Origin of the sequence: Chromohalobacter israelensis DSM 3043 (genome assembly GCF_000055785.1) — a bacterium.
In the GTDB taxonomy this organism is placed as follows: domain Bacteria; phylum Pseudomonadota; class Gammaproteobacteria; order Pseudomonadales; family Halomonadaceae; genus Chromohalobacter; species Chromohalobacter israelensis.
On sequence record NC_007963.1, the window covers coordinates 2,879,284 to 2,892,252 of the forward strand.

A 12,969-nucleotide genomic window follows, 5' to 3' on the forward strand; every position below is an offset into this window, starting at 1 on the left:
CAAGCAAATTCAGTGGTACTAAACCCCATGATGCTAAACAAAGTCAGGTAATAGCCGATAACGATATGTAATTAAACGTAATCAAAGGCGAGAATGTCATGTCCGATGTGCGCGATACACTCTTTCGCTACCTGACCCTGCTGCAGCTGATTCCACGCAGCCCCGGCCGCATCGCCACTCCCGTGCTGCTGGAGAAGCTCCGCGAGCGGGGCTTCAGGGTCGATGCTCGCTCGCTGCAACGGGATCTGCGCGACAAGCTGGCACTGCATTTCCCGCTGCTCTGTGACGACTCGCACAAACCCTTCCGCTGGTATTTCGACCGCCAATTTCAAAGCCACCTGCCGGCGCTGGACCTGCCCAGCGCGCTTACCCTGGTGCTTGCCGAAGAACACCTCAAGGGGCTGTTGCCGCCCGTGGTCGTCGACCAGTTATCGCCTCAGTTCGCCGATGCCCACCGGGTGCTGGACGACTTGAGCGACAACGGCCTGAGCCAGTGGACACAACGTGTGCGCGCCCTTCCCAATGGCAAGGCTCTCCTGCCCGCCGCCATCGACAATGCGGTATGGCAGTGCGTGGCACAGGCCCTGCTGGAAAACCGGGCCCTCGAGGTCTGCTATCTGTCGCGCAGCCGCGAAAGCCATAAAACGCTGACCCTGCATCCACAAGGCCTGGTCAGCCGGTACAGCGTGACCTATGTGGTGGCGACCGTGGGGGATTACGACGATATACGCCAATTCGCGCTGCATCGCATACGTCACGCGACCATCAGCCAGTGTCCGTGGCGCGCATCGCCAGGGTTCGACCTCGACGCCTACATCGCCGACGGCGCCTTCGGCTATCGGCAGACGCCCGATGATGTCGAGCTGGTCGCCAACGTTGCCCCACACGTCGCCTGGCTACTCTCCGAGACACCGCTGTCGAACGAGCAACACCTCGAGCCTTTGGCGCATGGCGATTGGCAACGGCTCACCGCCACCCTGCCCGACGACCAGCAGACCCTCTGGTGGCTAAAGGGAATGGGGGCCAGCGTGGAGGTCGTCAAACCCGATACCTGGCGTGAGGAAATCCGCGACGATGCACGCCGGATTCTCGCTCGTGCTTCCTGCCGCACTTCCAGGGCACTCGATACTGTCGCCGAGGAAGAAAGCTCCCTCTGATCACGCCACCTTACAGACTCGGTGACAAAAAAAACCCCGCAAGGATGCGGGGTCAATCAGAGCAGGGATGGACTATCGCTGGCTCACACCAGCCGTCGCACAAGATGCCGTTAGCACCCTTGCCACTCGGACACCTTCAACATAGCAGCTCATTCACTGTCGTACAAGTTATGTACTGAAAATTTATAACTTCTGTACAGCGTGCGCGAAACATAAAAAAGCCGGCTCGATGAGCCGGCTTCGTTTTCTGAGCGACCTTCAAGATCGCTGGGGCATCGACAGCTTAGAAGCTGTAGACGGCACCCACGGCAACACCATCGCCTTCGTCGTTGGTACGGTCGTACTGAGCGTACTCAACGAAGGTGTACATCGCCGGAGACAGGTTGTACGTAGCGCCCAACGAGAATTCGTTGAAGCTGTCGTCGCCGCCAGAGTCGACAACGGTAGCGACTTCTTCGTCGGCGTCGACGCGCTGATAGGCACCGTAGATGTCGCCGAAGCCGTAGCCGTAACGAGCACCCAGGGCATAGCGCATGATGTCGCCGTTTTCACCGGCATAATCGACGTCAGTGTTTTCCACCTTGGCGGAAACACGCAGCGCATCCATGGTGTACTGAGCGTTCACACCATAGGCCTTGGCGCTATATTCGTCACCAGTGGTTTCGTCGCGCAGGTCGTAGTTATCGAGGTCGTCATAGACGGCCGCGATGGAGAAAGCACCAGCGGTATACTTCAGACCACCGAAGAAGGAAGCATTCGAACCGTTGCTGGAAACATTCGCAGTTCCGTTATCAGAGTTGAACTCTTCTTCGGCATCGCCCTTGTACTGGCTACCCACGGCGAACTGCAAACCGCCGAAAGACGGTGACATGTACTGAATCTTGTCACCTTCACGGTCAGTGTCGACAGCATCCACTGTGCTGCCACCGTACAGACCACCCAGATCAGAGGTGGAGTCAGTGACGTCGAAGTATTCGTTGTTGGTAATCGGGTCCTGGATCCAGTCGTCGATCAGCGGATCCCAGGAACCGACACGGGCGTCACCGAAATTGCCCTTCAGGCCCAGATAAGCCTGGTCGCCGGTGTCGAGGCCAGCGCCAGTCTTTTCCTCATCGGCGTCGTGCTCGAACTCGGCCTTGAAGTAGCCGGTCAGCCCCGGGTTGATGACGTGCTGACCGGAGAAGCCGACGGTGGAGCCGTTGTCGAACAGATCGTCTTCAGCATCACCGTTTTCATTGTCGATGGAGCGGTAGGCCAACTGAATGTTGCCGTAGAGGTCGAGTTGAGTGCCGTCCTGATTGTAGATGGTAGCAGCCTGTGCAATACCAGCGGAGGCGCCCAGGGCACCGGCAACGGCAGTCGCTAAGAGCGTCTTTTTCATCGCGATAGGTTCCTTAACTAGCTTACTGTTCGATCGTGTCTGCAAATGCAGTCGGCTTTCGACCCGGTTTTTCTCTCGACATGCCTTGGGCAATGACGAGACGAGTTCATAAAGCCTTGTTGTTATCCAATGCTCGCAAGGAAACCTTATACCGGTCTTTCGAAGAACGCAACAAGAAAAAAACACTGTTTTCCTTCCGCGTTACCTGACGAATCGGTCAAGCCTTCCTCCACCGCGAGCCGGCCCCGCGAGGCCCAGACGTCAACGTACGCCTGCGACATGACAACGGCGTGACATCGACGGTCTCTCATCTTTACGACTCAGGGCATCGCTGACAAGAGGCAAACTTCAACGGCACCCGAGTTTACGACAAAAGTCTTACCCCCTCAGTCGCGCGACTGACAACGGGCGGAGTCATGGAAAGAAAAAAGGGGCTTATGCCCCTTTTTTCCTCTCATCATTTTACCGTCTTGCGCGACATTCAACGCCCGTGCTTGGCCAGCAATTGACTCAGCTTGCGCTCCAGCTGCTCGGATTCCTTGCGTTCCTGCTGGTGGCGCTGCTGCTTTTTCTGCTTCTGCGTCAGCCCGTCGAGTTGCTTGCGCGCGTGGCGAGCTTCGCCTTCGGTCACGGCCTCCACCGCCTGCCCGTCTAGATCCACCCGCATGACGCCGGCGCGCACGGCCTTTAGGTAACGCGGCAAATGCACGTAGCAGGCCAGCGCACGACGGACGAGCTTTTCCGGCCAGGGCTCGCGCGCCACGAGATCCAGGTGGATGCCTGTCTTGAGCGGCTGCGTATGCCCCTTGAAGAAGGTATCCGGATAGCGCCGATACCATTGCGACAACAGCGCCTGGGGAGACGGCGGTTCGTGTTCCGCGCCCAGTGCCAGACGGGCCTGGGGCGTCTCGTCATCCGACTCGGTGGACAATGGCGATGCATCCGACATCGAGGCGCTGGAGGATGACGAGGAAGCCGTTTCCGACGTGCGACGCGGCCCGCGAAAGGCGATCGGCCCCAGCCCCCGAGCCTTCGCTCCCGCATCGGGAAGCTCCGCCTGGGTGGCCGGGGTCTCGGCCTCGGCGGGTTCCAGCTCGGCGAGCGCCAGCAAGCGCTCACGCAACGCGCGGTTTTCCGCTTCGAGTGCCGAAAGTTGCCCACGAGCCGCCTCGAGTTCGGCCTGGCAAGCCTCGGCATGATGTTCCAGTGCCCTGAACAGGGCGTCGGCGTGGTCGGTCAGCAAGGCGTGCACTCCCTGGTTGCCTTGAACAACGCTGGGCCACCGAATCGCCTGCGCGTCGCATCGGCAGACAAGCCCAGCCCATGCGGGCTATCGGGTAAGTCTGTGCCAGCTTCGGCGCGCTGGCAACCTCGATCGTCCGTCACGCATTCTCAGGTCTGGGCGGACGCGTCGATGCCGGCATCGTCACGACGCGTGTAATGCACGAAGGCGTACTCGGGCTTGCCCTCGCCGCCCTGGCCCGGCACGCGCTGCGTTTCCTGCCACTCGCGGGCGTCGAACGCGGGAAACCAGGCATCGCCCTCGACCTCGATGTCGACCTCGGTCAAGTAGAGCCGCGTGGCGCAGGGCAAGGCCTCGGCAAAGATTTCGCCGCCCCCGATCACGCAGATGTCCTCGACGCCATCGATGATGGCCTGGCCATCGGCCATGTCGAGGGCACTGGCCAGATCGTGGCACACGCGAATCCCGTCATGGTCTTGCGCATAGCCACGGTCGCGGGTGACGACGATGTTGAGACGCCCGGGCAGCGGCCGGCCGATGGACTCGAACGTCTTGCGCCCCATGACCAGCGGCTTGCTCATGGTCACGGCCTTGAAGAACTTGAGGTCCTCGGGCAGATGCCACGGCAACTTGTTGTCGACGCCGATGACGCGGTTGCGCGACATCGCCGCCACCAGCGCGATGGGCACGACCGTCTCGATACAGGAGGTCTCGGTACGTGGGGTCGCGTCGCTCATACGGCCACCTCCGCCTTGATGTGTGGATGCGGATCGTAGTCTTCGATGGCGATGTCATCGAACGTGAAGGCGAACACATCCTTGACCCGTGGATTGAGCACCAGGCGAGGCAGCGCGCGAGGCTCGCGGCTCAATTGCAAGCGTGCCTGCTCGAGATGGTTGAGGTACAGGTGGGCATCCCCCAGGGTGTGCACGAACTCGCCCGGCGCCAGGTCACAGGCCTGCGCCACCATGTGGGTCAACAACGCGTAGCTGGCGATGTTGAACGGCACGCCGAGGAAGATGTCGGCGCTGCGCTGATACAGCTGGCAGGACAGCCGCCCCTCGGCGACATAGAACTGGAACAGGGCGTGGCACGGCGGCAACGCCATCTCGTCGACCAGTGCCGGGTTCCAGGCCGAGACGATGAGGCGGCGGGAATCGGGGTTGCGCTTGATCTGCTCGACGACATTGGCGATCTGATCGACATGGCCGCCATCCGGACGCGGCCAGCTACGCCATTGGTAGCCATACACGGGCCCCAGATCGCCGTTCTCGTCGGCCCATTCATCCCAGATGCGAACGCGATTTTCCTTGAGATAGGCGATGTTGGTGTCGCCGCGCAAGAACCACAGCAGTTCGTGGATGATCGAGCGCAAATGCAGCTTCTTGGTGGTCACCAGCGGAAATCCCGCGGCCAGATCGAAGCGCATTTGATGGCCGAAGACGCTGAGCGTCCCCGTGCCGGTGCGGTCACTTTTTTCCACGCCGTTCTCGAGCACGTGGCGCATTAAGTCGAGATAGGGTTGCATGTCGTCCGAACGTTAAACGGTGAAGGCGCGGCACGGCCGCGCCGAGAATGAGTGGTCGGCGCTCACGTCGCCGCCTGCATGCGCGCGTCGTCGACCGGCTGGCGCCGCGACCACACGCACAGCGCGATGCCGGCCAGCGCCATGGGCACGGTCAGGAGTTGGCCCATGGTCAACCAGTCGAAGGCGATGAACCCGAGCTGCGGGTCGGGCCGACGCACGAATTCGACCGAGAAGCGGAATACCGCGTAAAGCAACAGGAACAAACCAGATATCATACCACGACGACGCGGCCGGCTTGAGACCCACCAGAGCACGACGAACATCACCACGCCTTCCAGCGCGAACTCGTACAACGGCGAGGGATGCCGCCCCTCGGGACCCAGTCCCGGGTACACCAGCGCCCAGGGCACATCGGTCACACGACCGGGCAGCTCATGATTGATGAAGTTGCCGATACGCCCGGCACCCAGGCCGAGGGGCACCAGTGGAGCGACGAAATCGGTCAACTGGAAGAACGCCAGTCGATGCTTGCGTGCGAACAGCCAGGCAGCGATCAGAACACCGATCAGGCCGCCGTGAAAGCTCATGCCGCCATCCCAGACCTGGAAGATCCACAGTGGATCGGCCGCGAGGCGCTCGAAGCCATAGAACAGCGCATACCCCACGCGCCCGCCGAGTACTACACCGAGCGCCCCATAGAACAGCAGATCCCCGATCGCATCCGGCTGAACCCCGAGCCGATCGGCACGCCGCCGGCCCAGCCACCAGGCGCCCACGAAGCCCACGACATACATCAGCCCATACCAGTGCACCTTGAAGGGCCCCAAGGCGATGGCGACGGGATCGATATCGGGATAGGTCAGCATGCGCTCTCCTTGCATACGGTCGTGTCGGCGGCAGGAGCGCCACCTTACGATAGCCGCCGCCGGGCGGCAACGATGGCGCTGAAGCGCCGACTACTCGTCCGACGGGTTGGCCGTTCCCAGCCAGCGACGCACCATGGCCACCAGATCGCCCGGCCGGTACGGTTTCGCCAGACAATCGTCCATGCCGGCTTGCAGAAAGGCTTCCCGCCCGGCTTCCGTGACATTCGCGGTCAGCGCCACCAGGACACTGGCATGCCCCCTGGCGAGCCGCCTTTCCAGACGCCGCCAGCGTCGGCTGGTTTCCATGCCGTCCAGTGACGGCATGTAGATGTCCATGAACACCAGGTCGAACGCCTGATGCTCGGCCAGCGCCAGGGCTTCCTCGCCACTGGTGGCGGTCTCCACCTGACATCCCTGGCGCTCGAGCACGCTGCAGGCCAGTAGCGTATTCACGGGACCGTCGTCGACCACCAGCACGCGTGGCCGCGATTCTTGCGCGGCTGCCTCGGGTCCCTTGGGACGCTCGGTCAAGGTCTCCAGCAGCATCAGCGCGTCGTCGAGGCGTTTGCGCAACGCCGCGGTACCAGGCGAATCCTGATCGTCCCGAGCCGCCGTGTCCGTCAGCGCCGACTCGAGTTCCTGGCGCAGATGATCGAGGTAGCCGGATTTGAGCCGCGCATCCTCACGCGCCTGATCGCGCGCCACGCGCAGCTGATGCAGGGTGTCATCGATGTCGGCCTGATCGAAAAGCCCCCACACCGTATGCTCGCCTTGAACGGTCAAGCACTCGAGCCGATATTCACGCGTATCGCCGCGCGCATCAGTCAGGCGAATTCGACGGCGCTGGTCATCGACGAGGCGCGGTGCCAGCCATGCCGACAGCGTGGTGCCGCGAAAGGCATCGGGACGCTCCCCCATCAAGCCGGCCAGAGTGGGGTTGAGGCCGACGAGCATGCCGCCTTCGGTCAGCAGGGCCGGCAACTGCAAGCGTCCCGACCAGGAAACCATGTCCCAGTCGTCGCTCGATGCCCGCTCCCGCAAGTGAGGCTCGAGGCGCGCCAGCATCGTCTCGAGCGTCGTGTACGACGTGTCCTCGTGAGACGGCGGCGTCTCGCCCAGCCGCGTCAACCATCCTCCCAGCCCCGCCAAGGCCGCTTGCCAGCCTTCCTCTTCGCGCTGCATGCGCCAGTAGAGCACCATCACGAAACCCGCGAAGATCAGCACATTGCCCATGATCAGGCCGATGCTCAGCCATGGGAGCGCCTTCTGCCAGGCACTGTCGTCGGGAAGACGAAGACGACTCACCAGCCGCCAGCCGGTGCTTGGCAGGGTATCCCAGAGCAGTGCCTGGTCCCGTCCTTCCAGCCATTGCATGCCATAACGTCCTGCCGCGTCGGGCAATATGCGCGTGGCCTCGTCACGCATCAGCGAGCGCCCTTCGGCATCGACCAGCCAATGTTCGCCGGCGCTGCCCGCTTCATCGCGAATGAGCTGTTGCAACTGGGCCATGGAAATTTCCAGCCCCACTCTCGCGAGATAGTGGCCGTCTTCGATGACATTTCGCGTCGCGACCAGGTACCCCTCCGGCGAGGACGCCCGCGGCCACCAGACCACGCTGTCTGTCCCCTGCGGTGTCGCATCGCGCTGGTAGGGAGGCAAGGCGGTCTCGTGCAGAGGCTCGGGAACGCTGAAGGCACGCATGCCCTCGGGCATCACGAAGAGACGGCTGACCAGGGAGTCCATGGCGTAGTAGTCGTCCAGCAGCGTGGTCATCACGCGTTCGACATCATCGTGGGACAACACCGCGGGCAGGTCCGATGTCAGGATGCGAGCCGGTCTGGTCTGCGTGGCTGCTGACACCAGTACACGACGCGTGGCGCGCGACAGCATGCGCAAGTGCTGCTGCTGAGTCGACAGGCGTGTATCCAGCTGGCGCGCGTAGACACTGTGCGACGCCTGCAGGCGCGCCAGTTCGTTTTCCGTTTCACGACGCTCGCTGGCCTGCCAGATCAAGGCACCGGCGCCGAGACACAGCAGCGTGAAGCCGATCTCGGCCAGCAGCAAGGGCCCCAGCAAGGCCTTCCAACGCGAACGATGGACGCTCGAAGAAGTCGCAGCGTGGTGCATTCTCTACCCTGCCCGTATCGATGCAGCGAGTGTACGCGCTCGCTTATCGACTGTCATGACGCGTGCGGGGCCGGGTGTGGCGCGTTAGGCTGGCGGCATGCAGCCACCGAGAGGCATACGCCATGTGCTTGATCGTTTTCGACTGGCGTCCGGGGGACGAGGTACCACTGCGTCTCGCCGCCAACCGCGACGAAACCCACGACAGGCCGACACGCGCCCTGGCGCCCTGGGAAGATGCACCGTCACTGGTCGGCGGGCGAGATCTTCAGGCCGGCGGCACCTGGCTCGCGGCGTCGACGGCCGGGCGCCTGGCCGCCGTCACCAACGTCCGTGCGCCCCTTCATCCCGCCCCTGCCGCGCCGCCGAGTCGTGGCGCCTTGCCCTGCCGCGCCTTGACCCACGAGGCACCAGGCGAGTGGCTCGAGGCGCTCGCCGCCGGCGAGGCAGCGGCATACGCCTGGTTCAACCTGTTGTACTGCGATGGCAACGCGCTGTGGCACCTGCATCACGGCCCGGAGGCGACGACGCTGACGTCCCTTTCGCCCGGCGTGCACGGGGTCTCCAACGCCACGCTGGATACCCCCTGGCCGAAGCTGGAAAGAGCCCGCGAGGGATTCGCGCATGCCCTCGCACAGACGTCATGGCAGGCCCACGCCTGGGCCCTGATGCGCGACACGCGTCCGGCCCCTGCCGACCGGCTGCCCGACACCGGCGTCGGTCTGGAAATGGAACGCTTCCTGTCGCCGATCTTCATTCGCGGCCAGCGTTACGGCACGCGAGCCACGACATTGGTGGAATGGCGGCGTGACGCCATCGTGCTGCAAGAAGCGCGCTTCGGCCCCGATGCCAGACGGGACGGAGACAGCGAGCAACGTCTTGCCTTGTCTACGCCGTGACCGTCACGCCCGTCGTTCAGTCCTCGGGGGGCAGGAGGTGGGCGAGTTTCCAGCCGCCCAGGCGTTGCCGCAGATGCGCACGCACCGCCGCCGTCGTGGGCAGTTGCAGGGTCTCGTCCAGCAGCGTGCAGGCATCCTTCAGCGATACACGCCGAATCGCTGCACGCACGCGCGACAGGCTGGGCGCATTCATGGATAGCGTCTCGAAGCCCATCCCCATCAGCAGCAAGGCACCCGCGGGGTCCCCCGCCAGCTCGCCGCACACCGAGGCCGGCACCCGCAGCCGCCGCGACTCGCGGGCGAGATGGGACAAGGCGCTCAGCACCGCCGGATGGCAGGCGTCGTAGAGGCTGGCCACGCGCGGGTTGTTGCGATCCACCGCCAGCAGGTACTGGGTCAGGTCGTTGCTGCCCACCGAGAAGAAATCGACCCGCGCGGCCAGGGCATCCAGCTGATACAGGGTTCCCGGCACCTCGATCATCACCCCGATGCGCGGCCGCGCCAGGCTCACGCCCTCCTCCGCCAGCTCGCGCAGGGCACGGTCGATGAGTTTGAGCGCAGCATCGACCTCCTCGATGCTCGAGATCATGGGCAGCAGGATGCACAGGTTGTCGAGCCCCACCGAGGCGCGCAGCATCGCCCGCAACTGCACCATCAACACCTCGGGATGATCCAGCGTCACGCGGATGCCCCGCCACCCCAGGAACGGATTGGCCTCGTCGATGGGAAAGTACGGCAAGTCCTTGTCACCGCCGATATCCAGCGTACGCATCACCACCGGCAGCGGCGCGAAGCTCTCGAGCTGATCGCGGTACAGCCGCGTCTGCTCCTGCTCGCTGGGAAAGCGCTCGTTCATCATGAACGGCACCTCGGTGCGATAGAGCCCCACGCCGCCGACCCGGGACTTGAGCGAGGCCACGGCCTCCACCGTCAGTCCGGTGTTGACCATCAGCGGCATGCTGTGACCGTCGGGTGTCTCGCTGGGGCGGTCCTGCTCGTGCTCGAGCACATCGCTCAGCGCGCGTTCCTCGGCGATCAGGTTGCGATAGTGGTGTTCGCGTTCCGCATCCGGGCGTACGAACAAGCGCCCGCGATGGCCATCGAGGATCGCGCGCGCGCCGTTGAGGCGGGGCAGTGGCAAGTCCACCATCCCCAGTACCGTGGGGATGCCCATTGCCCGGGCGAGGATGGCGACATGCGAGGTGCTCGACCCGCGAATCGACACCAGGCCGACCAGCTTGTCGCGCGGCACCTCGCCGAGCGAGGCGGCACTCAGCTCGTCGCCGATCAGGATGGTCTGCTCGGGGAAGGTATCCGGCGTGCGCGGACTGTCTTCCTGCAGGTGCGACAGCACGCGCCGCCCCAGGTCGCGAATGTCGGCGGCCCGTTCGCGCAGGTAGTTGTCGTCGACACGCTCCAGGTATTGCACGTGCCGCTTGACCACATCGGCCAGCGCGCCGGGTGCCCACTGCCCTTCGCGAATGCGCTTCTCGACTTCCTGGCCCAGCGCAGCGTCCCCCAGCATCTGCTGATAGACATCGAACAGGGCGACTTCCTGGGCGGAAATACGCTTGACCAGGCGCGCGGCCGCGACGCCGATCTCCTTGCGCACGTTATCGATGGCCTCGTGCAGACGCGCGATCTCGGCATCGATGTCGGTGGGAATCAAGTCGGGCACGCTGTTCAGGTCGGCCGGGGGCATCAGCACCACCAGTTCTCCCACCGCCATGCCAGGCGATGCCGCGATGCCGGAGAACATCGCCTGGCCATCGGCCTCGGTCGGACGGGTCAGCGTGCCCGTGGCCATGGCATGCGCCAGCACGCCGGCCAGTTGGGCCGCCATGGTGATCAGGAAGGCCTCCTCGCCTTCATCGAAGCGACGCATGGCCTGCTGCTGCACGACCAGCACCCCGAGCATGCGGCGCTGGTGAATGATCGGCACGCCGAGGAAGCTCGAAAAGCGCTCCTCGCCAGTTTCGGCAAAATAGCGGAAATACGGATGCGACGGTGCATCCTCGAGGTTGAGAGGCTCCTCGCGCTGGCCGACCAGCCCGACCAGCCCTTCGCCCAGCGGCATGCTCACCTGTCCCACCGCCTGGGTACGCAGGCCCAGGGTATCCATGAGCACCAGGCGATCGCGCTCGGCATCGAATAGATAGACGGAGCACACATCGGTGCGCATCGCCTTGCGAATTCGGCGCACCATGGTCGCCAGCGCGGCTTCCAGGCTACGCGCGCCGTTGACTTCCTGAATGATGCGTCGGAGAACGTCGAGCATGAGCATTTCTTCTTGTTGTCGTCACGGCGTGCGTGCGACGGTTGATCTGAGGCGAACGTGGCGGGGGCCGCCCAGCGGGGCCGCGTCGGCCGGAGGCACGCCCGCGGCTAGCAAGGTCCCTCTTCGTTCGCCAAGCGGTGCACGCGCGGCGCCAGTTCCCGCAAGGCGCGGCGGTAGACTTCACGCTTGAAAGGCACGACCTGTCCCAGTGGATACCAGTAGCTCACCCAGCGCCAGCCATCGAACTCCGGCTTGGGGGTGGAATCCACGCAGATCCGGCTATCCCGGCAACGGATCTTGAGCAGGAACCATTTTTGTTTCTGGCCGATGCACACCGGCCTCGAATGCGTTCTCACCATGCGTCGTGGGAGACGGTAGCGCAGCCATCCGCGCGTACAGGCCAGGATCTCGACATCCTCCGGCGTCAAGCCGATCTCTTCCTCGAGCTCCCGATACAATGCCTGTTCCGGTGTCTCATGCGCCTTGATCCCTCCTTGCGGAAATTGCCACGCATTCTGTCCCACACGACGCGCCCAGAGCAGCTGTCCGCTGCGGTTGGCAATGATGATGCCAACGTTGGGCCTGAAGCCGTCAGCGTCGATCACGGACATCACCTTAATGAATCTTCGTTGAAGCCATTCTTCCACAAAGCCAGAAAGCGCATCAATACGCCTTGCGGTGGGCAACATTCGGTAACTCTGCGATAATCCCTTCCCTTCGACACCACGACTCGTCCCCTTCACCCTGCACGATGCAAGGAGCCTTCCTTGAGCCTGGCGATCTTCGATCTCGACAACACGCTACTGGACCTCGACAGCGACCACGCCTGGGGCGAGTTCCTCATCGAGCAAGGCGCCGTCGACGCGACGACCTACCGCGACGCCAACGAGCGCTTCTATCAGCAGTATCAGGACGGCACGCTCGACATCATGGCCTACCTGGCTCTCGCCCTTAAGCCGCTGGCCGAGAACACGCCCGAACAACTGGCCGCCTGGCATCAGCAGTTCATGGCCAGCAAGATTGAGCCGCACATCCTGACCCGAGGCGAGGAGCTGCTGGCGCGTCATCGTGCCAAGGGCGATCGGCTGTTGATCATCACCGCCACCAACCGCTTCATCACCGGCCCCATCGCCGAGCGCCTGGGCGTCGACGACCTGATTGCCGTCGAGCCCGAGATCGAGGCCGGCCACTACACCGGCCGCGTGGTCGGCACGCCCAGCTTTCGCGAAGGCAAGGTCGAACGTCTCGATGCCTGGCTGGCCGAGGAAGACGTCACGCTGGACGGCGCCTGGTTCTACAGCGACTCGCATAACGACCTGCCGCTGCTCGAGCGTGTCGACCACCCCGTCGCGGTCGACCCCGACGACGCCTTGCGTGAAGCCGCCACGCAGCGCGGATGGCGCATTCTCAGCCTGCGCGATTGATCCCGGCGACGGTTTATCGGTCGCCAAAGGGATTCCTTATGGCTTTATCATTAGTCATAAAGTCGACCT

General features: G+C 63.6%; 11 protein-coding genes. 3 read left to right on the forward strand and 8 right to left on the reverse strand.

What is annotated here, in order from left to right:
* Window positions 1-98 precede the first annotated feature (98 nt).
* Window positions 99-1,157 carry a helix-turn-helix transcriptional regulator gene (locus tag CSAL_RS13010; RefSeq protein ID WP_011507861.1) on the forward strand — a complete coding sequence of 353 codons (1,059 nt, stop codon included), beginning with the start codon at window positions 99-101 and terminating at the stop codon, window positions 1,155-1,157.
* A 283-nt stretch (window positions 1,158-1,440) separates the two neighbouring features.
* Here the strand turns inward: CSAL_RS13010 and CSAL_RS13015 are convergent, their stop codons facing one another.
* The 6 genes from CSAL_RS13015 to CSAL_RS17755 all read right to left on the reverse strand — a co-directional run bounded on the left by CSAL_RS13015 (window position 1,441) and on the right by CSAL_RS17755 (window position 8,251).
* A complete protein-coding gene (locus tag CSAL_RS13015; protein WP_011507862.1) occupies window positions 1,441-2,538 on the reverse strand; it encodes a porin in 1,098 nt (365 codons plus the stop codon).
* A 481-nt stretch (window positions 2,539-3,019) separates the two neighbouring features.
* Window positions 3,020-3,781 carry a ProQ/FINO family protein gene (locus tag CSAL_RS17005; protein ID WP_011507863.1) on the reverse strand — a complete coding sequence of 254 codons (762 nt, stop codon included), beginning with the start codon at window positions 3,779-3,781 and terminating at the stop codon, window positions 3,020-3,022.
* 149 nt (window positions 3,782-3,930) lie between these two features.
* Window positions 3,931-4,518 carry a dihydrofolate reductase gene (locus CSAL_RS13025; RefSeq protein WP_011507864.1) on the reverse strand — a complete coding sequence of 196 codons (588 nt, stop codon included), beginning with the start codon at window positions 4,516-4,518 and terminating at the stop codon, window positions 3,931-3,933.
* Window positions 4,515-5,309, reverse strand: a complete 795-nt coding sequence (locus CSAL_RS13030) for a thymidylate synthase (RefSeq protein ID WP_011507865.1) — start codon at window positions 5,307-5,309, stop codon at window positions 4,515-4,517. The genes CSAL_RS13025 and CSAL_RS13030 overlap by 4 nt, the downstream gene beginning before the upstream one ends.
* A 62-nt stretch (window positions 5,310-5,371) precedes the next feature.
* Window positions 5,372-6,175: a prolipoprotein diacylglyceryl transferase gene (lgt, locus tag CSAL_RS13035; RefSeq protein ID WP_011507866.1), complete on the reverse strand. Its 804-nt coding sequence runs from the start codon at window positions 6,173-6,175 to the stop codon at window positions 5,372-5,374.
* 90 nt (window positions 6,176-6,265) lie between these two features.
* On the reverse strand, window positions 6,266-8,251 hold the full coding sequence (locus tag CSAL_RS17755) for a response regulator (protein WP_050934539.1): 1,986 nt from the start codon (window positions 8,249-8,251) through the stop codon (window positions 6,266-6,268).
* 173 nt (window positions 8,252-8,424) lie between these two features.
* Here CSAL_RS17755 and CSAL_RS13045 point away from each other — a divergent pair, with 173 nt between their 5' ends.
* Window positions 8,425-9,198 carry an NRDE family protein gene (locus tag CSAL_RS13045; protein WP_011507868.1) on the forward strand — a complete coding sequence of 258 codons (774 nt, stop codon included), beginning with the start codon at window positions 8,425-8,427 and terminating at the stop codon, window positions 9,196-9,198.
* Between the two features lie 16 nt (window positions 9,199-9,214).
* On the opposite strand, the gene ptsP is transcribed toward CSAL_RS13045, so the two are convergent.
* Both ptsP and CSAL_RS13055 read right to left on the reverse strand, forming a co-directional pair.
* Window positions 9,215-11,476 (reverse strand): phosphoenolpyruvate--protein phosphotransferase, encoded by a 2,262-nt coding sequence (gene ptsP / locus CSAL_RS13050; protein ID WP_035415060.1) that lies wholly within the window; start codon window positions 11,474-11,476, stop codon window positions 9,215-9,217.
* 107 nt (window positions 11,477-11,583) lie between these two features.
* A complete protein-coding gene (locus CSAL_RS13055) occupies window positions 11,584-12,081 on the reverse strand; it encodes an RNA pyrophosphohydrolase (protein ID WP_035415254.1) in 498 nt (165 codons plus the stop codon).
* Between the two features lie 162 nt (window positions 12,082-12,243).
* On the opposite strand from CSAL_RS13055, the gene CSAL_RS13060 reads away from it, so the two are divergent.
* The gene (locus CSAL_RS13060; RefSeq protein WP_011507871.1) at window positions 12,244-12,900 is read left to right on the forward strand and encodes a histidinol-phosphatase; all 657 of its coding nucleotides are present in this window, start codon (window positions 12,244-12,246) and stop codon (window positions 12,898-12,900) included.
* Window positions 12,901-12,969: the final 69 nt, after the last annotated feature.

Bases quoted from the DNA above. Each gene is read 5' to 3' on its own strand.
- CSAL_RS13045 (WP_011507868.1), top strand. From the start codon at position 8,425: ATGTGCTTGATCGTTTTCGACTGGCGTCCGGGGGACGAGGTACCACTG.
- lgt (WP_011507866.1), bottom strand. From the start codon at position 6,175: ATGCTGACCTATCCCGATATCGATCCCGTCGCCATCGCCTTGGGGCCC.
- CSAL_RS13025 (WP_011507864.1), bottom strand. From the start codon at position 4,518: ATGAGCGACGCGACCCCACGTACCGAGACCTCCTGTATCGAGACGGTC.
- CSAL_RS13015 (WP_011507862.1), bottom strand. From the start codon at position 2,538: ATGAAAAAGACGCTCTTAGCGACTGCCGTTGCCGGTGCCCTGGGCGCC.
- CSAL_RS13030 (WP_011507865.1), bottom strand. From the start codon at position 5,309: ATGCAACCCTATCTCGACTTAATGCGCCACGTGCTCGAGAACGGCGTG.
- ptsP (WP_035415060.1), bottom strand. From the start codon at position 11,476: ATGCTCGACGTTCTCCGACGCATCATTCAGGAAGTCAACGGCGCGCGT.
- CSAL_RS13010 (WP_011507861.1), top strand. From the start codon at position 99: ATGTCCGATGTGCGCGATACACTCTTTCGCTACCTGACCCTGCTGCAG.